Genomic DNA, 23,685 nt, shown 5'->3' with positions numbered 1-23,685 from the left:
TGATAATCTAATTCACTCCGGGATATAATGTCGACCCCGGTTCTAATAATTCCATGGCCCAGAGCGCACTTAATGCTGCATATTTCGCTGCCGCGAGCGATTCGCCGTGGACAGGTTTGGGAAACGACTGTGCCAGATTGTGCATGGAAGACATTGAATCGTCTGAACCAAAGCTCCAAATATATTTGAGCAGTACGGCTCGGTTACTGGCCGTGTTCGCGATGAACTGCTGATAATAAAGTAGCGGTAGAGCCCGCAAAGTCGATCGGGATCCCAAATCGTACATATCATTCAGCTTTCCTTTATATAACGGGGGTAGGAATGAGTTTTTCAGATTTGCCGCAATTACTTTCCGGATCGACTTGTCTTGCGTGGTCAAGTAGGACCAGAAAAGCGCTTCAGCCTGATAATATCCCGCTGCCGAATATTGGGCATTGGCGTAAAACCGGACATTTCTTTCAGCTATCTCCCGATACATTTGCTGACGATCATTTTTGTCGACATAGGCCACATACACCTGTGCGCCTAATATATCCGACAGTACCCAGGAAGGCCCTGTCTCCCGACGCCGTTTTCCGGATCGGCCTAAGCCATATAGCCCCTCTTTCGCTTGTCCCTTTTTATAAGCATCCGGTTCACTTGTTTTCAGCGAATCAGATTTTGCCTTATCGATATAGTATGTCTCTGCCCAATCCATAAAGCGGTAGACCACATTCATATAGGTCTTCCGTTTTTGTTCGTCTTTCACATATCGTGACAATTGGGATAAAGCCAACACCATTTGTCCGCCATCGGCAACATTATAACCATGCGCATGTTCGGAGTACCCCATGGGAAGTGCACCATCCGGCAATTGCCGCTCGACCAACATGTCACAAAAACGTATCGCACTTTCCCGTATATCCGCCGGTGAAATTTTTTTCCACAAATCTGTATTCTTTGCCAGGTGCTCGGGATTGCGATCCAGAAAATCCAGATAAGCAAACATGGCTCGTACGCCATAGGCATCGCCAAAATAATGGTTGCTATATCGCCCGTCCGGGTATTTCTTTTGCGTTTCAACCAAATGGATAAATGCTTCCAACATGGCGCGCTCCACGTCCACTGTCTCCTGTACACGATCGTTGCCCAAAGGTGTTGTCAGCTCGATCTTCCAGTCAAACTTCTTAAATGAAAAATCAGCCGGCACTTCACCAAACTGGACAATCCGATCCAAGGTCTCACGGGGTGAAATCGTTACATCCACTTTCTTCTGTGACAGGCCTTCAATAGCTAAGGTCAATTTTCCCTTCACCGTCTGCGATGTTGGATTCTGCAACAGAATCTTAAATTTCGGCACGATCTCCTCATCCGCCTTTTGCGTAGTTGTATTCACCGTTGTCTTCAATACACGGGGTGTTCGTAAAATAAAATCAATGGCATCCGTTAGTGTACGGCGCAAGTCCGCATGTGCTAACATGGTCTCAGGCTGCAGACCAAATGCCGCTACCGCGGCATGTCGGTATTTGCCTCCGGCATGAATATCAAACCGCGCAACCACATTGCCCCCATTCGTCACCAAAAGGGGTATCGCACGTTTTTCTCGATCTAGACGATAGTCGTAGCTCTTTTTGGTATCCGTACCGCTCATTGATCCCGGAAATTCTACTAAAGCATCCGCTAATAAGACTTTATCCTTCACCGTTACCGGTGACACAGCAGCAAACGGCGAATCCTGAGGTGACACCAATGTTTCTGTGCTTCCCTCAGGCTGCGATTGAAAAAAAGGATCGACAATCCATTGTGGAACGGTTATCCCATTTTCCAGAAAAGGCAATCGTAGTGCATTCAATGCAGAAGTTGGCGTATATATACCGGTAGCGTTCTCACACAATGCCACGTTGGCTATCCCAAAAGCCATTGGCTTTTCTTTCCATACTGTCGCGAGATTAGCCCCTATCGCAAGGGAATCAACCTGTGCCGGCTCAAGCAACGGATACATCGTACCTTCTGACTTCCATCCTTCCGGTAGAAAGTCCGCTAAAGACACCGTATATTCTTTCCATTCTAATGATAATGGGACAAATGTCAACCACCTATTCTTATCTTTATCTTTAATCTCAAGAGCGAGTAAATCCATATAGTGATTACCCTTCGCGTTAAAGGTTAGCACCGATTTCGTCGAAGACGCGTGCTGTGCGACAGCAAATTGCACATACGTATCTGCCATCCCTCTTTCTTTCGTCGAAAAGGACAGGCCTTTATCCTTACTCGAAGGAACATCCACCACCTGGATAACAGGTTTTTCCATCGACCCCAATCTTGGTTTCCGAAGTGGTTTTAAAATTTTATAATTCTTGCTGCTGCTAAAGTCCACTACGGGAACGGGGCGAATAGGTTTCGGCGTATAATCAAAGAGGGCCGGACCTACCATCATTACATTTCCTCCTTTTGCCAAATATTTGCTGATTGCCTGTCTACTTTCGGGCGGGCAGGGTGTATCTCCACCCATCAACAGCAATCGTCCCTGGTCCACCGTGATATCCGATAAGCCAGCAGCAGTGATGTACTGCACCTTGAAATTCTTGTTTTCCAAATCTTTTTTCAACACTGCAGAATTAGAAAAGGCTTCCCCATACACCAACACATTTTCCTGCGCCGATAGGACAATCGGAAAAAAAATCAGCAGCGACAAACACGCCAGATAAACTTGTCTCATTATACTTTCTTTCATATCTATTGTTCATTCTCCTTTAACCGTTCCTCAAGCCACGTATATGCCGCAGCCCGGGCTGTAGGCGCAAAATCGTGACCATCCCGGTGCAGGAAATACGAAATATCCGCCCGCTTTTTGGGATTATGCGCTTTATAATATTCATATATCGTTTTATAGCCCTCCAACAATTGTGGTGCACCTTTGTAAAACGGATCCCGTAAGGAGAATAGATAGAAAACGGAGCGCGACGCATTCAGCATCAAAAAGATGTTGACATTTTTTGTTAATGACTGTTTTGAGCGCGACCCGATATAAGCACGCAATGCAGTCTGATCCTCAGACCATAATTCGGGTAAGTAGGCGATCATACCCCCGGAGTTGACCACTGCAGCCTTTACCCGGTCATCCAATGCTGAAAAAAGAATCGCATCCCACGCACCCAGCGAATGCCCGATTATTCCGACATTCTCCTTGTCCACAAAATCATACGTCAGCATGAGGTTGAGGCCGACCTGTAGATCCCAGATGGCCTTGCCGTTTAAGCCAAATTTAGGATACGTCTCCCGCATTTTTTTGGAAAAAGCAGACATATTTTCTTTAAACCCTGCATCAGGTAATAACCGGCGTTCGCCATACCCTGCTCTATCGGGTGCAAAAACAACAAACCCTCTTTTTACCAGATCCACACCATATTGACGGGAAACCCTGCTCAACGAATCGGATTTACTTTTTGCCGGTTCGTCATACAAATCCGCCACTCTATTCTTGCCCAAGTTATACGTTGGATGAGGGCATAACATCAACGGGAGTTTGGCTCCTGCCGAAATATGTAGCGGAAGCAGGATGAAAGCATAGGAATATTCCTCTTTATCGACCTTATATTTAATATGCCAGCGTTCATAACCCTCCAGCTTAATCTTTTCCAGCACTTCTGCCTTCCCCAATTGATTCTGAATCGCTGGATCTGGCCCGTTTGCAAGATAAGCCTCGTACATCGCTTTCTTCAAATCCTCCCGTGTAACAACCGCAGTTCCCGAATTGCCACCAGACTTAACCTTTTCTGTAGATACGGTCTCTGTCGGCTTCGCAGCTTTTGCCACCGAACTAGTTACGCCCGAAATAATTGGTTTTGTACCGGGGAGCAATACCTGTACAACCGCCCAACTTTCTGTCTTTTTCTTTGTCATACGCGAACGGTACTGAATGCCTGCACCATTCGTCATTTTCTCCCAGCCAACATTCTCGTCATTATCTGCATGATTGATGAATAGCCATTCCGAGAGGTTTACGTTTGCACCATTGTGCTTAAAAGAAGGCCTTGTTATTCGCCACATTCGCTGTGTAGGTCGAGGCGTAGCCGGCGCACTGTATTTAAAGGCGATAAATAACGGTTTGCCTGGTTTAATAAATGGTGTAAAATCCACATCACCGGAGTTTACAAAGGAAGTCCCCTCGCTTAAGGTAGGCTTATTTGTTATATCTTCCCAAGTCGAGCTATTGATGTCGTCGAGTGTATTGCCACCGGGGAAATCCGTCGAAACATACATCGTCAGATCATTCTTTTGGGATCCATATACGACACTGGACCGAAAGTGGAATACATACTCGTCTGCCGTAGAGGCACTCGTGGTCAGTGCAGTTATACACAAAAAGAAGAAAAGGGCTAAATAATTCCTAAGGTTCATCATAATGTTCATTTATATCTGTTTTTTATATCTTGTTTACGTACCCGTAAATTGATTATACTTTTTTAACGTCATCCAAGTTGACACAAAATTTGCCCAGACAGCACCTTATGCTTAGGGCAAAATTCTCCAGTTTATCCACTAAATGACACCTATAATCGGTTTTCTCTAGTTAAGATAGGCAACGTACTCACATGGAGTTCATACCTTCTCTAAACATAGAAACAGGAAAAACAGAAAAACCTGTCCAAAATTTTTATTTTTTTTGAAATAGAATTTATAACAGAAGATATTGTTACAAAAATTATTTAAGAGGCGTAAAAAGAATATGTAAAAACGCAATGTAATAAAGCGTATCCTTATCCTTAAATATCTTTTGTAAAGTCTGTACAGCTCTGGAGCGAGCTAAAAAAACCGCATTTGAAGAAATACCGAGCTCTCGACAAATCTCTTCTGTAGAAAAGCCTTCAAAAAAGGACAATCGAAACACCTTAGCCTGTTGGGCGGGCAACTTTTCTAATTCATTATAGATGATTCCTATGGTCTCCGCATGGATTATCCCAGTAAGTACATCGGTATCGGGATGTAGAATATCTTCCGAAAGCTCATTATAATATGTACGTCTGCGTGTGTCGGCCGAGTCTATATAGTTAAGACAAGCATTCTTTGTAGAAATATAAAGAAAAGCCTTGATGTTGTCTGCGGTTTGAAAACTATGCCGTGCCTCCCATACTTTCACAAAACTGTCCTGTACAATTTCTTCAGCAATTTCTGTCTTTTGGACGATACGCTGCGCAAAGTACGTCAATTCCCGGATATGCCTTTGCATAAAGAATTGGAGCCCTTGTTGATTTCCTTTGCGCAATAAATGTAAATGAGTATCTAAGACAACCATTGCATCAGCAATTTAATACAACGAACAAAGTGAATACAACTCGATAACCTGACCACAAAAACGAAGTTTCCATCAAATGATTATAAAGTTAAATATAGAGAGTTCTTTGCCGAATCCAAAACTAACGGCCCACTTTAATGTCTATCTCTTTGACAACCGAACTTATCTCGTCTTTATTCATGTTGAATGCTACAAATGTCGCGGTATAGGCACCGGGTCTGTAATAAGTATAATAAAATGCTTCCTGTTTCAGTTCCTTATATCCCTTTAAGGGAATAGACGCATCAGGGCCTAAGTTTAGAAAATCGGTATTAATCGGCTTGGAAATAACCCAAGTTTCGGTATACTCATCTGTTGTCCCGGCAGCATTATTAGCTCTTAGCTGTATAGATGTATTAGAGAAAACAGTCCTTCCCTCAGTCGGTGTGAAATTCCCTTTTCGTACAGCCGTTGCCGCGGCAAAGCCCGATCTTGTAAAAGTAACAACATCATGCTTTCCGTACCCGCCTTCATTCGTTATCAGAAATTCGCTGATCGTTACATCTCGTGCCGTTTTATAGGTTGTCCTAGGTCTTGCGATATATTTAAAACAAACATACAGCGGTTTTCCTGGTTCCGTATATTGGTTTAAACGATGTTCGCCACTATTAACTACTGCAGTGGATGTAGATAGGGTAAATTCCGAAGTAATATCTATCCATTGTGCCAAATCGACATTTTCTTCTGAATATATACCATTAAAATCTGTAGAAACCAGAATCCGCAACTGATCTACCTGCGTGCCGGCAGTCCCCAGCTTGGTACTGAATGACATTTTCAAATTTTCTATCGGTATCTCTCTGCCGTCCCTGGATTTGTATTCGTTTAATGTATCGCCATAGGCTACACCAGAATAAAAAACGATATTGTCCGCATTACTTTTAATGTTAAAAAATATGGGGTCACCGACTTTATACGCGGTATCGTCTACATACACTTCGAGTTCAGCAGTTTTAAAGTCTACCTTACTGCATGAAGAAATAATCACTAATATCAGCAATGCACTAATCCATTTCATAACTTCTGTATTTTAGATTTACCACCCATAGTTTTGAACCAACGAAGAATTTACACCCATTCCGTAAGCAGGTATGGGCCACAGCACATCACGGTCCGTTACGTTTCCGAAATAAGATACGGCTCTTGAAGTGGGGTCCAAATCTACTACCTGCAAATAGACGGCCTTCATATTCTTCATATAATCACCCCATCTCACCAGATCCCTCTTCCGCAGACATTCAAAACTGAGTTCCCTCGATCTTTCATTTTTTATCTCCTCCAGGAAATCAGCGTAAGAAATAGACATATCTAAATCTAACACACTTGCATCTTTTACCGGCAGACCATAAGCTCTCCTTTTAACCTGATTAAAAGCCTCCAACGCCTCAGGTGTGGGCCCTTGGTTTAAATAATTATCAGCTTCGGCGTACATCAGCAACACATCAGCATAGCGTAACAGGGGGAAATTTTGAGGTGAACTGCTGGTTTTTGGTAATACTTCCTCATAAAAACGGCGAAATTTACCCGGAAACCTGTTTAATATCTGCGAAACAGTCCACGGTTTTTCAACAGCAGGGTCACCTGATAACGAAAATGGTGCGATGGACCAGTCTCTTCTCAAATCCGGAGACGTCAAACTATTGGCATCCGGATAAAGCTCCCACAAGTTCGGGGTGATATTTAAATAACCATCGGCTCTACCGTAGTCCGTGTCATCTCCCGTATATCGGATACCATTGGCGTTACCTACTGTACCCCCTTCTGAATAAATACCTTCGGAATTTCCATAGAACTCTACTTCCAAAATACTCTCTTTGATATTGTAAACATCCTTGGCATAATTTTTAAATACGTCGGAATAACTCGTATTCAGCTCATGTTGCCCCGAAGTTATTACACTATCAGCCCACGCTCTAGCGTCTTCATATTTTGACACATCATTAACCGGGTTTCCGGCCATATACAAGCAAACTCTGGATAAAATACCCTGTACGGCGGATCGGTTAATTCTACCACCAAATCCAACCTCTGAGGCCGTCAATACCATGCCCTGAGCTGCGGTCATGTCCGTAATAATCTGCTCGTAAACATCTTTACTTTTTGTCTGCAAAATCTGGGTGGTCTGAGAAGCCGATAGACTTGGTTCAAGAATTAAAGGAACGTCCCCGAAATTGCTAGTGAGCAACAGGTAATAATATCCCCGCAAAAACAAGGCTTCACCTTTAATTATATCCCTATTTTTTTCGCTCATAACCGGTCTGTCGATATATTTCAACAATAGGTTTGCCCTGTTGATGGCTTCATAACAAACTCTCCAAAAACCGGTTATATAAGAGTCTGTCGGGATAATACTATTATTTAAAACCCCTGTAAATAGGCTTGAATTGTAAAATGCTTCGTCTCCATCCATTCCCAGTCTGGCAATCATTCTTCCGCCATACAATTCGCCTTTGCCTAAGTGGCTATATACTGCTACCAAGGCATTGTTCAATTGCTGCTCGGTCTGATAAAACTGTTCTTGATCTACAAAATCCTCCGGCTGTGTATCAAACAGTTTATTACACCCTACGAATAGCACCAATATACATGTAATCAAAAAGCAGTTCATCAAATATTTCATATTCTCTACATTAAAAAGTAGTTTTCCAAGTAAACGCAATCGTCCTAGCGCGCGGATAAGCCGAAAAATCGAATCCCGGGGTAAGTGTCGAATGACGTGCAGACACCTCCGGATCCATACCCGAATACGTCGTCCAGGTAAAAAGATTCTGTGCTACGAAAGAAATATCCATTCGGGTTATTTTGATATTTTCAAGCCATTGCTTGGGGATTTCATACCCAAAGGACACGGTTTTTAACCTTAAAAAAGAACCATCTTCAATCACGCGTGATGAGTAGTATGCCGGACCATAACCACCGGATCTAAACATCGTATTGCTTTGGTTTTCCGGTGTCCATCTATCCGCATAAGTAGCAAACTGGTTTAAATTTGGCACATTCGATGGATTTCCTTCCAAATAAATCCTGTTGCCATTAAATACGTCATTGCCATAGACCCATTGTAAAAACACATTTAGACTAAAATTTTTGTACTTAAAATTGTTGACAAAGCCTCCACTATGTTTTGGGTTCGGATTACCGATTATCGTAATGTCATATTCGTTAATAACGCCATCCCCATTCAGGTCTTTATACTTAATATCACCGGGCCGAATAGCGTCCCGGTTCGTCCCCGTATAGGGAATCCCCATTTTTAAATAATATTTACCGGGAGCTACTTCTTCAAAATCCGTATACTGGTACACGCCATCAAACACCTGACCTATAAACATGGCCGCTGGTCCTCCTACTTCTGCAGCATACAAATATGTAGCGTTATAGTTTGCTGCCCAGGTGATTCTGCTGAACATCTTCTGCTCATCTTCGGACAGTGCCAGGATTTTATTCCTATTAAATGAGATATTGATGCTGCTCCTCCAATCAAAATTTTCGTTTCGGATATTGACCGTATTTACAGCAACCTCTAATCCATCATTACCTATTTTACCCATGTTTTTATAGGCCCTTTGGTAACCAAAACTATAGGGCACATTCGCATTCAACAACAAATCATATGTTGTTTTACGGTAAACATCCATCGTTAACGAGATTTTGTTTTTCAGAAAGGAGATATCGTAGCCCAAATTAAGCTGGGAGGTCGTCTCCCACTTCAGATCTTTATTTCCTAAGCTGCCCGTGTACATCCCCGGTTCCGGTTCTTGATTATTCCAGGAATATGATTCAGTTATTGTAGTACCCACAATGGGTGATAAATACGCAAAATCTGTTACCCTGTTATTTCCCGTGATACCGTAGCTCATGCGAAGCTTGGCATCGCTTATCAATCGACTTTTCTTCATGAATTTTTCCTGCCCCATCCTCCAGGCAAACGCCCCTGACGGGAAGTAGGCTGTCCGATTGCCCGGTGCAAATTTCGAAGAAACATCTGTTCGGAATGTGGCTGTGAAAAGATAACGGGAAAGATAGTTATAGTTAACCCTGCTTATCAACGAGCCCAACGCCGAACTCGAATACGCTACGGTATTATTCAGCGTCACACCTTCGTCCATACCACTTATACCCAGCGATTCGTTAGGTATCTGCTGATTAGCTAAGCCTATCCTGGAATTATCCGCTGCCTGTATTTCGTATCCAAGGAGCGCATCTAAGCTATTTCGCTTGTTAAATCTCTTTCTATAGTGGAGTATAGACGAGTTTGTCCAGACCTCTCTGTCAACAATAGCTATATTCCCCTGAACACCTCTCGTGTTAACCCGGAATTTTGATGATCCTCTTGCAGTTTGCGAGTTATAAAAGTTTTCGATATCGGTTTGTCTTTTATCAAACCCTAACGTGACTTTGAGGCTGAAGTCTTTTAAAATCTTATAATCAATATTGCCGTTGAAATTTAGATTATCGACCTTACTTTCCCGGTAAGTATTCTCGGCAGAGATAACAGGATTGACTCTGTAGTCGTAGATCCAGGTGGTCTCCTCATCCGTGAAATCTTCGATAAAGTCATAATCCACATCATCTTCTTCTGTTTCCCTTCCGGTCACAGGACGGTAACCCCAAGCCCCAAAAAGCAAATTGCTGCTCGCCTGACTGCTTATTGGACTTTCTTTGGCCAACTGTCCATAAGAATTATTTCGGCTAAAGTTTATCCTTAAACTGCCGTCCAGCTTTTTTGCAAGCTTCTGATCTATAGAAACCCGTCCCTGATATCGAGATGAACCCGTGTTTAAAATCACCCCATGATGATTGTAGACAGATCCCGAAAAAACATATTTAGTCTGTTGGTTACCCCCTCTTATCGATAAATTATGTCTTTGCAAATTCCCTTGTCTAAAAAGCTCGTTCTGCCAGTCGATACCTTTTATATTTTTATACGATTCCAATGTATTTCCATCCGGGTCGTAGTCCGGATCGGTCTCCGCCAAATCTGCCGGTATATATTTGGCTCTATTCGTGGCGCTTCTTTCGATCTGATATTTCACAAACTCATAAGGACTCAACAAGTCCATTCTTTTCGTTATTTCCTGAAAGCCCAGTGTAGCAGAATAATCTATAACAGGATCGCCTATTTTCCCTTTTTTTGTCTGGATAACAATAACACCATTGGCTCCTCTGGCACCATAAATGGCCGATGCCGACGCATCCTTTAATATATCTATTGATTCGATATCATCTATAGACAGTGAGGCCGCATCAAAATCTTCCATCGGGAAACCATCTACGACAAATAAGGGAGAATTATCTTGAGTTAATGAATTCTGCCCACGAATAGTGATACTGATTCCCTCTTCGCCCGGCTGCCCGTCATTGGATAAGACCTGTACACCGGCCAGCCGCCCTGCAAGTGCCTGCTCGAAAGAGGCCACCGGTGCTACTTGCATATCCGCCATATCGGCTGTACCTACGGCCCCCGTCAGATCCCGTCGTGATACGGTAGCCCCGTAGCCTATGACGACGACCTCGTCCAACTTGGAGACTTCGGGAATGAGTCTTATATGTATTGTTTGATGCCGCCCTACCTTCCGCTCCTGTGATGCAAAACCCACAAAGCTGAAAACCAATACTGCGTCATTATCGGGGATATCAATAGTAAAATTACCGTTGGCTTGAGACAGCGCACTGACCTGCGTATTCTTTATCTTGATAAGCACACCGACCAGAGGTTCACCTTTGTCATCGATCACGGTGCCACTCACTGTTTGTTGCTGGTCACCTTTGGTTTCCCCCTTCGTTCGGATTGCTATGTTTTTCTCCTTGATCAGATATATGAGCGAAAGCGGGGTCAATACGCGATCCAAGACTTGCCTTAAAGGGCTATTATGTACATCAACACTTACCAATACATCGGATCTGACATAACGATCGTTATACACGATCATATAGCCTGTCTGTTTCTCTATAGATTCAAAAACTTTAGTCAATGGTTGGTCCGTTACTTTCAGTGTCACCGTCTGCGACCAAGCTGTTGCACTGATATGCATACTTATGAAAAATAACAATAGAACAGATAGCTTCATCATTCGCAATAATCGGAAAACTCTTTGAGACTTTTGATTTCTCAATGAATTGACATCATAATTTATCATCAGTATTTAGGTTTTATTATCCTACTACATCATCTTTCTTCATATTATATTCGGTCAGTCTTGTCACTTATCATTCCACAACTAGGTACTGCCCCTGTATATGTAACTTGACATTGGATGCATTTAATAAATCGACTACGGATTGAAGCGATGAATTCTTATTTATCTTACCCGTAAAAGTTTCTTTAGGTTTTTCATTTTTCCATTGGATGTCCATATTGTACCAATGGGCTATTTGATCTATTACCTGCTCGAAAGACGTATTCTTGAAATAGAAATACCCTTTCGTCCAAGCTACGAACGGAGCAACATCTACGGCTTTTACCGAGATGCGACCGTTCGCACCGCACAAGCTTTGTTCGTTTGGTTTGAGCATGACGTTGTCCAATGAACTAACACGAACAACCCCTTCCACCAGCGTAGTTATCGTTTCTGCATTTTTCTCGTAAGCGGATATATTGAACTGTGTACCCAACACTTCAACACGTTGCCCTCTGGTTTTCACGATAAATGGCATCTTATCGCTACCGTCCTGTGCGTTATGGGAAGTTACATCAAAAAAAGCTTCTCCCTCCAGTTCTACGATACGTTCATTGCCCACAAACCTGCTCGGATAGCGAAGTATACTCTTGGCATTGAGCCAGACTTTGGTACCATCGGCAAGAATTACGCTGTATATTGTTTGTTGTGGTGTTGTAAGTTTTAACTGCCGAAGCTCTTCCTGAAATAAATCGCTGATCGCTTTATCGCCCGCCACCGCAGTATTGTCTCCGTAGAGAATTTTTTTGTCGCCCATCACGATTCCCCCTTGTTCGACGCTCAGGCCGATCTGCTGTCCGTCCTCCCATGTCAATACAACAGCATCTTTTTCAGCAGCCTGTTTATCCATTGTTCCAACAGTTAGTACCTCTTCCTGCTGCATTACCGGAAGAGGCAACTTATAAAGCATTAAAACGGTCACCACGGCAACACAGACGATAACAGCAGCATAAAGCAGCCCTCTTCTCCATCTGTTGTGTAGTGGAATAGCAATTCGGGACAGTACAGCTCTTTCCATTTTCCTGTGTCTTTTTATCCCGACATTTCCTTCCCACAATGCATCAAACGCTTTTACGTCAGCCATCAATTGTTCTTCCTCAAGGAGCTGGTCCAAAAGTCTACGATTTTCCGCCGCACTATCAGCCCAACGCTCCAGCACAGCTCGTTCGTCAGGCGTGATAATACCCTGCAACTTCTTATAAATCAACTCTGGAATGTCCGATTGTATGCCCATTTTTTAATGCTTTTCCAACTTCAAATATAAAAACAAGAAAAAAAGTAAAACCTGTCCAAAAATTTTTTACTTGTTCCATTTTATGTCTCGGGTCATAAAATAAAATGTACTTCGTGTTTAGCTTTGTTAGACCCTTTCAAAAGGCCCTTATCTCAATAACGTCATGTCATGGAAAAATATGTGATCAAAAGAAACGGAAGCTATGAGCCTCTACAAACTTACAAAATACAGGATGCCATTCATAAAGGTTTCCAAAGCGTCGCCCACCCCATCGATGGGCGGGTATTCGACGCTATTGTCAACGACCTCTATGAAAAGGATACCTGGAGCGTTGAAGAAATCCAAAACAATATCGAAAGACGTCTCTACGAAATGGGATATTTCGAAGTGATGAAATCCTTTATGCTGTATCGGCATACACGCAAACTCCAACGTGAGCATATTGACGGGCTTAATGATGACACGACTTATGTCGACAGCAGTCAAACTGTCGAGGAATATATTTTTCAAACCGACTGGCGCATTAACGCGAACGCCAACACCTCTTATTCTAATGCAGGGCTGATCAACAATACGGCCGGAAAAATCATCGCCAATTACTGGCTGGACAAAATTTACAGCAAGGAAGAAGGCTATGCCCACCGCAACGGTGACCTGCACATCCATGATCTTGATTGTCTTACCGGATATTGTGCGGGATGGAGTTTGCGGGTGTTGCTGGACGAAGGCTTCAACGGCGTACGAGGACGTGTAGAAAGTCGCCCTCCATCCCATTTTAGAGAAGCGTTAGGGCAAATGGCTAATTTCTTAGGCATACTCCAAAGTGAATGGGCCGGAGCACAGGCATTCAGTTCTTTCGACACGTACCTTGCTCCTTACGTCTTTAAAGACCAACTGGACTACACAGCCGTATTGAAAGCGGTACGTAGTTTTGTCTATAATCTGAATGTCCCTGCGCGTTGGGGGCAATCACCTTTTACCAACATTACTTTAGATTGGAATGTTCCGGAAGATTTACAGGATCAGATTCCGACACGTGGAGGAAGGCACCTCTTCGAAAATATACAGGACGTGTGTCTTTTACAAGCCGCTAGTACAAGAGGGGTACAACATCTTGAAGATCTTTGCTATCGTCACTTTCAGCCGGAGATAGATATGATCAATAAAGCCTACTATACGGTCATGACGGAAGGAGACGCCAACGGACAGCCGTTCACCTTTCCCATCCCCACCGTCAATATCACCGAAGACTTTGACTGGCACAGTGAGAATGCCCAACTGTTATTTGAGAACACAGCCAAAATAGGCTCTTCTTATTTTCAGAATTTTATAGGCAGCCAATACATCATCGATGAAAACGGCCAAAAAGTGGAGAATCCCGAAGCGTATAAACCCAATGCAGTACGCAGCATGTGCTGCCGTCTACAACTCGACTTACGCGAACTCCTTAAGCGGGGAAACGGGCTATTTGGAAGTGCCGAAATGACCGGGAGTATCGGTGTGGTCACGATCAATATGGCCCGACTTGGCTACCTCTTCCCCGGTGACAAAGAACAACTCTACAAACGATTGGATCATCTCTTGTTAATCGCGAAATCCACCTTAGAAAAGAAACGCAGCTTTATCCAGCAGCTCTATGACAATGGTCTCTTCCCGTATACGAAACGTTATCTTTCTCATTTTCGGAATCATTTTTCTACCATTGGTGTCAATGGGATGAACGAGATGATCCGTAACTATACGGGTGACCAGGAAAATATCGTCAGCGATTGGGGAATGGCTGTTGCCACCGAACTTTTGGAACATATCCGTACGCGTCTCCGGGAGTTTCAGGAGGAAACCGGCAACCTGTACAATCTCGAAGCAACCCCTGCCGAAGGAACAACCTACCGTTTTGCGAAAGAAGACAAGAAAAGATTTCCGGAAATCCTGCAAGCAGGTCAGGAGGAAAATATTTATTATACCAATAGTTCGCAGATACCTGTCGACCATACGGATGACCCTTTCGAAGCCCTGCTCCTCCAGGATCAGTTGCAATGCAAATATACTGGCGGTACGGTACTCCACCTCTATATGAGCGAACGGATAAGCTCACCCGACGCATGTCGCGAATTTGTACGTACGGTTTTGTCCAACTTCAAACTTCCTTATATTACCGTCACACCGGTCTTCAGTATCTGTCCGGTTCACGGCTATCTCACGGGCGAACATGAGTATTGTCCGCAGTGTGACGATATCATTCTTGCCAACCATTCACAAATACATACATCATGACAACAAACACAGCAGAACGCACCCTGATTTTGCAGCAAAATCAACAGCACCGCAGCAAATGCCTCGTTTACACCCGGGTAATGGGATACCATAGGCCGGTTGAAAGTTTCAACATCGGAAAGAAAGGTGAGCATCGCCAGCGCACACATTTCAGCGAGCGGCATGCCTAATCCGATTTACGGTATCACACCTTTTACGCTATTGGATTATCCAAACCACCCAGCCTGCATCCTTTGGTTTGCGGGCTGTAATATGCGATGCGTCTATTGCTACAATCCGGATATTGTCCTCGGTAAGGGAAAGCTTTCGCTTCAGGATACCATACGCTTCCTTGAATCCCGTCAGGCGCTACTACAAGGAGTGGTTTTCAGTGGTGGCGAGTGTACTTTGCACCCCGCGATATTCCCTTTGGCAAGGGCAGCAAAAGATATGGGATATCGGGTCAAAATCGATACCAACGGCACAAAACCACATGTGTTGAAAAAATTGCTGGACGAGCAGCTTATCGATTATATCGCGTTAGACTTCAAAGGCATCGGCAAGAAACACGAAAACATTACCCAGTCAGGTACCTTTTCTACATTCTCCACGAGTCTGGCTTTATTGCAATCAGCAGGTATATCTTTCGAGATACGGACGACCTGGCATAGTACGTTACTTACCCAAGACGATATCAGTACGATGATAGCCTACCTTGAACAACATGATTATCAGGGTGACTATTTTATTCAGTACTTCATGAACCATGTAGAGACGTTAGAAACGTTGCCTTATGCACAACACATCCTCGATATTGGTCACCTCTCTACCACCGACATACGGGTGAAAATAAGAAACGGATTGTCTTAAATCACCACTTTAATCCCCACCAGTTGCGCTTTATATTTAATCTTATCCAGCAAACCATAATAACCCCAACTGTACAGAATTAAATTCTCCTTACGGTCCCGATCCTGATGATCCGTAAGCACTAAAGTGCCCGCCTGAGAAGCTACACAGATATCGATCAACCGGCGGCTATACAGATGCAACCGACTATCGATATAACTTCTTTCCTTCTCTTCGTAATAGTCCAGACTTCTAAATTTTCGTTTTCTCCCTTTTCCACCTTTATTGTACAGACAGCCTTTTTCATGACGGGCTTTCGCCGTCCGGATGGCCGATCTTCGGTGTAAATACTCTTCTTTACTACCAACCGGAAAGGCAGTATTACCGATGTGCACCTCAATTGGATAGTCGGACGACAAAGAAGCTTCTGCGACAATATTTTCCTGCAAAGCCACATCTTCCATGGGTCTCTCCAAAGCTAAAAGCAAAAACAATTTACCTTTCACGATTTGCAACGAACTGGCACATATTTTAATCTGCCCGGCTAATGCACGGCGCAGCAGCACTTTTTTATCCGTCCTATCTTTTCCTAGATAAGTGCGGAAAGGAATATTAAACAGGTCGATCTTAAAATCGCCGCCTTTCCGGCCCACACTTAATTTCAACTGATTGCCGGAGAACGGTATAGGCATATCTTTCCGGTAATTGCGCAGGGATTTATCGCCTTTCCAATAGGCCATCCGATCCGCATTAAAATTCTTGCTCAGCACGGTATTCACATTGGACAATATATTAGCTGGCAAGCGCCCTTTAAAATGATGGGAAAGTAGCCGATACGTTGTATTCAGACGCGATGTATTGAAGATCCCCTCGCCATCTTTCGCGTAGTCGGTCAATCTTATCTTAACGTGATCTTGCAGATAAATAAAATCTCTCATATTCTCTTGCACATACTGATGTGTGACCACAAAATTAGATGCCCGAAATACGATGTCCTGCCATTCGAATAATTTCGTATAGTAAGCTGTACGCCTCTCGTTGTCCTCGCAATCAATAAAAATCTGTATTTTTCTTGTCAGAATAAGGGTATTTTTTGCCATAGTATCAGCGCCTTCCTCCAAATTAAAAAAACGACCTTCGTTGTGTATACCTCTCGAAGTAAGCCCGAGCACATATTTTTATATTTCCTCGTTACGACATACTGCAAAAAAGTATTTAGTGAGTGGTACATCGCCCTCACCCTGCGGCGCCACAAGAAGCCTCTTATTATTAGGCGTAAAGCATGATGATGTGCTTCACCTTTTCTAAACCAAATATAAGAAAGAAACGCGAATGAACAAATTATACATAACTAAATTTGTAATATATTTGCGCAAATAATATCTCTATTTGTTGTGTGCCGGACGTCAATAAACACATACTCCACAACATTGGGAGAGTATTACGTAACCGAAGAGAGGAGCTGTCTTACTCTCAGCGGGATGTAGCGAATATGACGGGACTCACCGTCAATAGTATTTCTACATTTGAAAAAGGTAAGAGCATTTCATTAAGTAATTTCCTATTGATATGCCGTGCACTCCAGATACAACCTCAGCTGGTTTTTAAAGATCCCATCGACCTGACTCCGTTATACCATCTTCCTCCAGACTCACAAAAGCGGATAGAAACTACCAAAAAGCTGGATAACCTCATTCGGAATACGGACTTCTTCAATACCCCAAAACGTGTCTCCGAAGTGTTGGAACAACTGGATTCCGATAGACGCGACAGCAATAAATTTTCGGTCTATCTTACGGGATATTGTAAGGAAGGGGAACTGGAATACGTGAAAGAAGGTAACATCAAGCGCTATAAGAAAAAAACGTAACCGATTTTTCCTAATATGGAATTCTCTTCTTTTTTGCATCCTCTACAAAAAGAAGAAAAATCTTATCTTTAGACATATTGTGCAAGTTATGAGAAAATATATTCTGTTCATCCTTTATATAATCCCTACGCTATTGGTAGCGCAGGAATCCATTAAAAATCCCCTTACAGCAGATAAATGGCAAGAGGTAGAACGGCTGATCTCCATCAAAAACTACGCACAGACATTACCCTTATTGGCCGACATTAAAGCTATTGCAAAAAAAAACAATAATAGTGCGGAATGGATACGTGCTTTTCTCGCAGAAAGCCAGGCATTAAAAATCAATTCGACGACCGACAGCACTTTTACGAAAATCGAAAATCATTTCGAGCAGCATATAAAAACAGCCGCGGGAGTTGAAAAAAATCTACTCCAAAACTTCTACGCACGTTTTCTCCTCGCCAACCAGCATCGCTACCTCTCGGCCAGCACCGATACTTTTATAGCCCAGAATGCTGCGGGAAAGCAAAAGATAATTGATTCGCTGTTCAATCTATCGTTGGCAAGACCGGATCTGCTCATCCGCGAACCCATCCAAAAATGGACGGATATGTTTGAAGAACAACAAAACATTTCCCTGACACCGACACTTTTCCATTTTTTAGCCCATCATTATCTCCTATTTCTGCGTGGTTATGAAGCAAACAAAGGCCCCCAGACGGACAAGCTCATACACCTGTTGACAGCGCTAAACAAAAAACACACTTACGCCGACGCTTCCACGTTTCTAAAAAGCTATAAATTACAGATCTACAGCTGGAATATCGAAACCATGCGCCCTCAGATCCAAACCATCATCAGACAGCAAAAAAGTGACTACAATGCTTTCCTTTACTATAAGATTGCCAACGCCTATGCCGGCGCAAATAACCCAAAAGAAGCTATCAAGTATATAGACACCGCTCTGTCAGATTATCCACATTCGCCTTGGATCAATGAGGTCAAAAACCTATCGAACACGGTCCGAAAGGCCGAAATCCTACTGGACAACCCTCGGTTTGCACCTGCATCCCGATATACACCTGTAAAAACACAAACAAAAAACACCGATAATCTGTATATCCGGGTATATCGTACACCCCAAAATCTAAAAGTTTACGCGCACACGGATGCGACTTACGATTCGACCACGTTTCACATTCATTTGGATGCAGAAATAGTCTATGAAGAACAGCTTTCACTCCAATCATTCGATGATTATAAAACCCATAAAACGATTTATAAACTCAATCCCCTACCCTATGGCAGTTATACGTTGTTGATAGCGAATAATAAAAATTTTCAGGACGATGGTCTATATAAAACTGTAGCAGAAAGCAGAATAACCATCACCGATCTCTTCGTTTCTGCTACTATGAATAAAGATACCAGCCCGCAAAAGCAATACACAGCGCTGCTGATCAACCGAAAAACAGGTGCTCCGTTTGCAGGTAAAAAGGTACGACTGTACGAAGCGGATACCACTGCCGCTCCCCGATTTGTCAAGGCATTCACCACAAACCGAAACGGTGAGTTCACCTACGTTACCGATGCTAAAAAAGACCAGTATGCACTGAGCTCTTATTCCCTGTTTGTTCCCGATGAAAATCAATTTATCGATCTGACAGACCTCAGCCGAGTGGAACGACACATCGAGACGGCATCACGCAAGCCGGAAACTAATATCGCTATACAAACCTTAACCGACAGAGCTATCTATCGTCCCGGACAACACGTATACTTCAAAAGTATCCTATATAACAGTCATGCGCTATTGGGAAAAGTATTGGAAAAAGAGGAGCTTCTATTTGTCTTGCAGGACGCCAATAACCAAAAGATCGATTCACTCCTTTTACACACCAACAGTTTTGGATCGGCCCATGGCTCCTTCCAAATTCCGAGTCCTACCCTCGCAGGCAGTTATAGCATCTTGGCTTTTCATAAAAACCGTCAGATCAATATGTACCGTTTCCGGGTAGAAGAATATAAAAGACCTACATTTAAAGTGACTTTTGACACCAATAAGGAGACTTATACCTTAAAAGACACAGCCATTTTTACAGGCTTAGCGGAAAGCTTGTCCGGTGCGCCGCTTGCGCATGCTACCGTGAATTATAAAGTCAGTTTCTACCATACCGCGCAGCGTAGACAGATTATATTTGCGGATACAGCCATCACCGCAGACACACAAGGCAAATTTCATATCCGTGTCCCCTTAATGGACACCATCTTTGCCGGGCAATCTTCCTTTTCGCTGCAATATAGTGCAGAAGTAGTCGATCAAACGGGCGAAATGCAAGCTGCATCGGGCTCCTACTCTTTTTCTACGAAACCCTGGAACATACAGATCCAGACCGATCACCTGATCGAGGAAAAGAAGTGGAGTGAACTGCACATCTTAACCCGGAACCCCAACGGCCAACCGTTGAAATTTGCCGGAAAGATCAACATCTATAAATATGTAGAACCAAAACATGTCCTTACCACTGAAAATGTACGCTATTTCCAAGATGTTGACTACCATCTATTAACTGCCGAAACATACAAAAAATATTTCCCTGCGTATTTCGACGAAACCTTATTGCAACCGGGCGCACAAAAAAACCTTGTCCGTTCTTATGATTTTGATACCCGGGATACCAGTCTCGTACAATTGGACTCCAATCTTTTTGACCAAGGCCGTTACTACGTTGAAGCCATCAGTATACAAGATTCAGATACCATCCGAGCCTCAGCGGAAGTCAATCTTTATCAAGCGAAAACACGGAAAGTAAGGGAAAATGAGTTTCTGAGCTATCGGATGGACAAACAGCAATATGCGATCGGTGATGAGGTGAGGATTACCTTTCAGACCGATGCGCCACACGCCAAGAAGTTATTTGTATTCCGCTCTCAAGGCACAAAAAAAGAAGAAACGCAGGTGCTGAACTGGAAAAACGGAGAAGTGACAATTCATTTTATTTTACAAAAGGAGCATATCTCTCCCAATTTGTTTTTCACGGCGCTATTGGTTACTGACAACAAAGCTGCTGTAGTTTCCACAACCGTTCCTATCCAGCGCTCTGACAAGACGCTATCCATTAAAACGGAGACTTTTAGGGATAAAATTACGCCAGGTCAAAAGGAAAAGTGGCGTTTCACCATTTTACAAAAGGATGAGGCTACCCAAGCCGAAGTGCTCGCCACGATGTACGATGCAGCCTTGGATGCCTTCGCGAGTAATACCTTCCCTCAGGCGCTTGGTCTGCGCTATCCGTATTACAGCAACTTAAATTATTATTATCTCTTACAGGAATTTCTCCAGACCCGTCATACGCAGGACGTATTTTATGAAAGTTCGTGGTTCAAACCTCAGGGAAATGCTATTTCCACGATACGATCGTATGGGTTGTGTCAACAAATCGGAATTTTCGAAAATGTCCTAGAGGAAGTGGCCGTGATAGGATATGGCGAGCGGGCTAAACGGAGTATGACCGGAGCCGTAGCAGGAGTGGCCGTTCAACAAGAAAGCCAAAGCATCGTCATTCGTGGTATGGCAATGGATCTACAAACCCATACTCCACTCTACGTCGTGGATGGTGAGATCAAGGAAGGCTATGATCCTAATACCATCAACCCCGACCAGATTGCTCAAATGGATATACTCAAAGATGCTGCAGCAACTGCACTCTACGGCTCACGGGGAGCGAATGGCGTTATTATAATTACAACGAAAGAAGAACTGGCACGGCAAAATCAACTTAACGCTGTGCAAGCACGGGCTAATTTACAGGAAACTGCATTCTTTTACCCCACACTGTATACCGATGAAGCAGGCAATATCTCATTCGAGTTCGATAGCCCCGAGGCACTCACCCGATGGAAACTATTGCTCTTTGCCCACGGTAAAAATCTGGAAGCCGGATCGGCAACGTTTTTTACGCAAACCCAAAAGCAACTGATGGTGCGCCCGAATCTGCCCCGTTATTTTAGAACAGGTGATCGGATTGTCCTGAAAGCACAGCTCCAAAACCTCAGCAACAACAAACTGACCGGCAATGCACGGATAGAAATCATGAATCCGGAAAATAACGAGATGCTTACCTCGTTTTTCCTGGACAAAAATAGTACGCAAGCTTTTGAAGTCGATGCCAGCAATAACAGTACAGTACAATGGTCGCTCCAGATACCGGAGGGCTATCCCACCGTGCAGATCCGCATCGTTGCCGCATCCGATGAGTTTTCCGATGGTGAACAACATGAACTTCTTATCCTTCCTAACAATATTCTCGTATCAGACACCGAAAGAATCACGCTCAAAGCCAATCAGACCGGAGATTATCCGATCAACAGCCTGGGAAAAGATAACTTACATGCGAAGATACAGGTACAAAGCAATCCTATACTCGAAATACTCTCTGCGTTGGATTATCTGAAAAACTATCCCTATGTCTGCACGGAGCAGACGACCAGCAAATGGTTTGCTTACAACATGGCGCTCTATATCCAAAAGCATTACCCGGCGATAGCCGATTACTTCAGCACCTTGGATAGCGAAGATTTTAAGGGTAAATTGGAAGAAAACACGGCATTGAGCGAACTTAGCCAAGAAGAAATGCCTTGGTTGCGTGACATACAGGGTGACGCCGAGCGAAGGAAAGCCATCGCTGCGCTTTTCAGCAGCAATATCCGACAAGAAATCAGCGTGCTTGAGAAAAAACTGATACAGAGTCAAAACACAAATGGTGCATTTCCTTGGTTCGAAGGCGGTAAGGCCGACACCTACATCTCCGTACGCATATTGGAGATCCTCGGTAAAGCGCTCCACCTCGATCATACGTTAGTCAGCAACAGTATGCGGCAAAGTGTTAAAAACCTGGTTCGCTTCCTCGATACAGACAGTAAGATATTCGACGCGAAAACCACTTCCTTACAGGTGTTGAACTACCTCTATGCCCGGCAGTATTGGAATGGCTTATATCAACCGGACACTGCTGTAGTCCGAAAGTTAACCTCGCATCTCCTACGGTTGCCGCTGGCAACAGCCCAAAGTTCAGCAGGCATCGCAGCAAAAGCTTGGGTAGTCCAACAACTATATGGCACCGCAGTACCCGCGGCTGAGCTTAAAAACCGTATTACACAGGAGGTGATCCATGACATCGACAGAGGTATGTATTGGGAAAGTAATCGTCGAGGCTATAATGCAATAAGCCTGCACACCTATATGATCGAAGCGTATAAACTTCACGACCCAAGCACGCTCCATGCATTGACACAATGGCTCTACTACAATAAGCAAGCGAATCACTGGCGTACCACATGGATGACCGTCGATGCAATCTACGCATTGCTTCTCGCCAATGACACGGCTGATTTCAAACTCGAAAACACGATCAAACTGTGGGTGGATAGCAAGGAGATGCCTACCGAACAGGTCGTCCTCGGACAAGTCAGCAAAGACCTTAACACACAAGATCTGCAGGCCAACGTAAATATAGCTATACAGAACAATAACAGTAGGACAGTCTATGGTTCGATCGTACACCAATATTTCGCTCCTGTCGAAGAAGTTAAAGCCGCAACAAACGGAATTGCGGTTCAGAAGCAGTATTTTGTCGAACGTGCAGGGAAATGGGTGGAAAGTAAGGAAATCCGGTTAGGCGAACGTGTCAAGGTTAAGCTGACCGTCATCAACGACAGTCCATTGGAATATGTACATCTTAAAGATGCACGTCCATCGGGTGTCGAGCCCATCTATCAACCTTCGGGCTACAATTGGTGGCAGGGGTATTATTTCACAATGAAAGATGCATCAACAAACTATTTCTTCGATTACCTCCCTAAAGGAAAACGAGAGTTTGAATATGAGGTAAAAGCCAACAATGTAGGGGTTTTCAATTCGGGGATAACAACTATAGAAGGCATGTATGATCCGGCTGTGCGGGCCCGGTCGAATAATGTAACGGTGACTATTGTGGAGTGATAA

At 43.6% G+C, this 23,685-nt stretch carries 13 protein-coding genes; 5 read left to right on the top strand and 8 right to left on the bottom strand.

The window, feature by feature from the left end:
* Window positions 1–7: 7 nt before the first annotated feature.
* The 7 genes from G5B30_RS14165 to G5B30_RS14135 form a co-directional block, all read right to left on the bottom strand.
* On the bottom strand, window positions 8–2,713 hold the full coding sequence (locus tag G5B30_RS14165) for a hypothetical protein (protein WP_165320656.1): 2,706 nt from the start codon (window positions 2,711–2,713) through the stop codon (window positions 8–10).
* Window positions 2,714–2,715: 2 nt separating this feature from the next.
* Window positions 2,716–4,383: a DUF5017 domain-containing protein gene (locus G5B30_RS14160; RefSeq protein WP_165320655.1), complete on the bottom strand. Its 1,668-nt coding sequence runs from the start codon at window positions 4,381–4,383 to the stop codon at window positions 2,716–2,718.
* A gap of 301 nt (window positions 4,384–4,684) precedes the next feature.
* Complete coding sequence (locus G5B30_RS14155) at window positions 4,685–5,209, bottom strand: RNA polymerase sigma factor (protein WP_206367138.1); 525 nt, start codon at window positions 5,207–5,209, stop codon at window positions 4,685–4,687.
* Window positions 5,210–5,396: 187 nt separating this feature from the next.
* Window positions 5,397–6,332 (bottom strand): DUF5017 domain-containing protein, encoded by a 936-nt coding sequence (locus G5B30_RS14150; RefSeq protein ID WP_165320653.1) that lies wholly within the window; start codon window positions 6,330–6,332, stop codon window positions 5,397–5,399.
* Between the two features lie 18 nt (window positions 6,333–6,350).
* Window positions 6,351–7,934, bottom strand: a complete 1,584-nt coding sequence (locus G5B30_RS14145; protein WP_165320652.1) for a RagB/SusD family nutrient uptake outer membrane protein — start codon at window positions 7,932–7,934, stop codon at window positions 6,351–6,353.
* Between the two features lie 10 nt (window positions 7,935–7,944).
* Window positions 7,945–11,349 (bottom strand): TonB-dependent receptor, encoded by a 3,405-nt coding sequence (locus G5B30_RS14140; RefSeq protein WP_240903224.1) that lies wholly within the window; start codon window positions 11,347–11,349, stop codon window positions 7,945–7,947.
* A gap of 175 nt (window positions 11,350–11,524) precedes the next feature.
* On the bottom strand, window positions 11,525–12,727 hold the full coding sequence (locus G5B30_RS14135) for a FecR family protein (RefSeq protein ID WP_165320651.1): 1,203 nt from the start codon (window positions 12,725–12,727) through the stop codon (window positions 11,525–11,527).
* 168 nt (window positions 12,728–12,895) lie between these two features.
* On the opposite strand from G5B30_RS14135, the gene G5B30_RS14130 reads away from it, so the two are divergent.
* Genes G5B30_RS14130 through G5B30_RS14120 form a run of 3 tightly spaced genes read left to right on the top strand, consistent with a single transcriptional unit; the run spans window position 12,896 to window position 15,850 of the window.
* On the top strand, window positions 12,896–15,001 hold the full coding sequence (locus G5B30_RS14130; protein ID WP_165320650.1) for a ribonucleoside triphosphate reductase: 2,106 nt from the start codon (window positions 12,896–12,898) through the stop codon (window positions 14,999–15,001).
* A complete protein-coding gene (nrdD, locus tag G5B30_RS17570) occupies window positions 14,998–15,171 on the top strand; it encodes an anaerobic ribonucleoside-triphosphate reductase (RefSeq protein ID WP_165320649.1) in 174 nt (57 codons plus the stop codon). Before G5B30_RS14130 ends, nrdD begins: the two co-directional genes overlap by 4 nt.
* On the top strand, window positions 15,101–15,850 hold the full coding sequence (locus tag G5B30_RS14120; RefSeq protein WP_240903223.1) for an anaerobic ribonucleoside-triphosphate reductase activating protein: 750 nt from the start codon (window positions 15,101–15,103) through the stop codon (window positions 15,848–15,850). The genes nrdD and G5B30_RS14120 overlap by 71 nt, the downstream gene beginning before the upstream one ends.
* Here G5B30_RS14120 and G5B30_RS14115 read toward each other — a convergent pair.
* A complete protein-coding gene (locus tag G5B30_RS14115) occupies window positions 15,847–16,929 on the bottom strand; it encodes a transposase (RefSeq protein ID WP_165320648.1) in 1,083 nt (360 codons plus the stop codon). The two genes, G5B30_RS14120 and G5B30_RS14115, sit on opposite strands and share 4 nt — an antisense overlap.
* Before the next feature lie 296 nt (window positions 16,930–17,225).
* Here G5B30_RS14115 and G5B30_RS14110 point away from each other — a divergent pair, with 296 nt between their 5' ends.
* Together G5B30_RS14110 and G5B30_RS14105 are read left to right on the top strand one after the other, a co-directional pair.
* On the top strand, window positions 17,226–17,699 hold the full coding sequence (locus G5B30_RS14110) for a helix-turn-helix domain-containing protein (RefSeq protein ID WP_165320647.1): 474 nt from the start codon (window positions 17,226–17,228) through the stop codon (window positions 17,697–17,699).
* 88 nt (window positions 17,700–17,787) lie between these two features.
* Entirely contained in the window at window positions 17,788–23,682 is a 5,895-nt protein-coding gene (locus G5B30_RS14105; protein ID WP_165320646.1) for an alpha-2-macroglobulin family protein, read from the top strand.
* Window positions 23,683–23,685: the final 3 nt, after the last annotated feature.

The organism is Sphingobacterium sp. SGG-5 (assembly GCF_011043525.1).
Classification (GTDB): domain Bacteria; phylum Bacteroidota; class Bacteroidia; order Sphingobacteriales; family Sphingobacteriaceae; genus Sphingobacterium.
The sequence above is the reverse complement of the archived record's forward strand: the minus strand, read 5'-3'. Positions and strand labels throughout refer to the sequence as shown.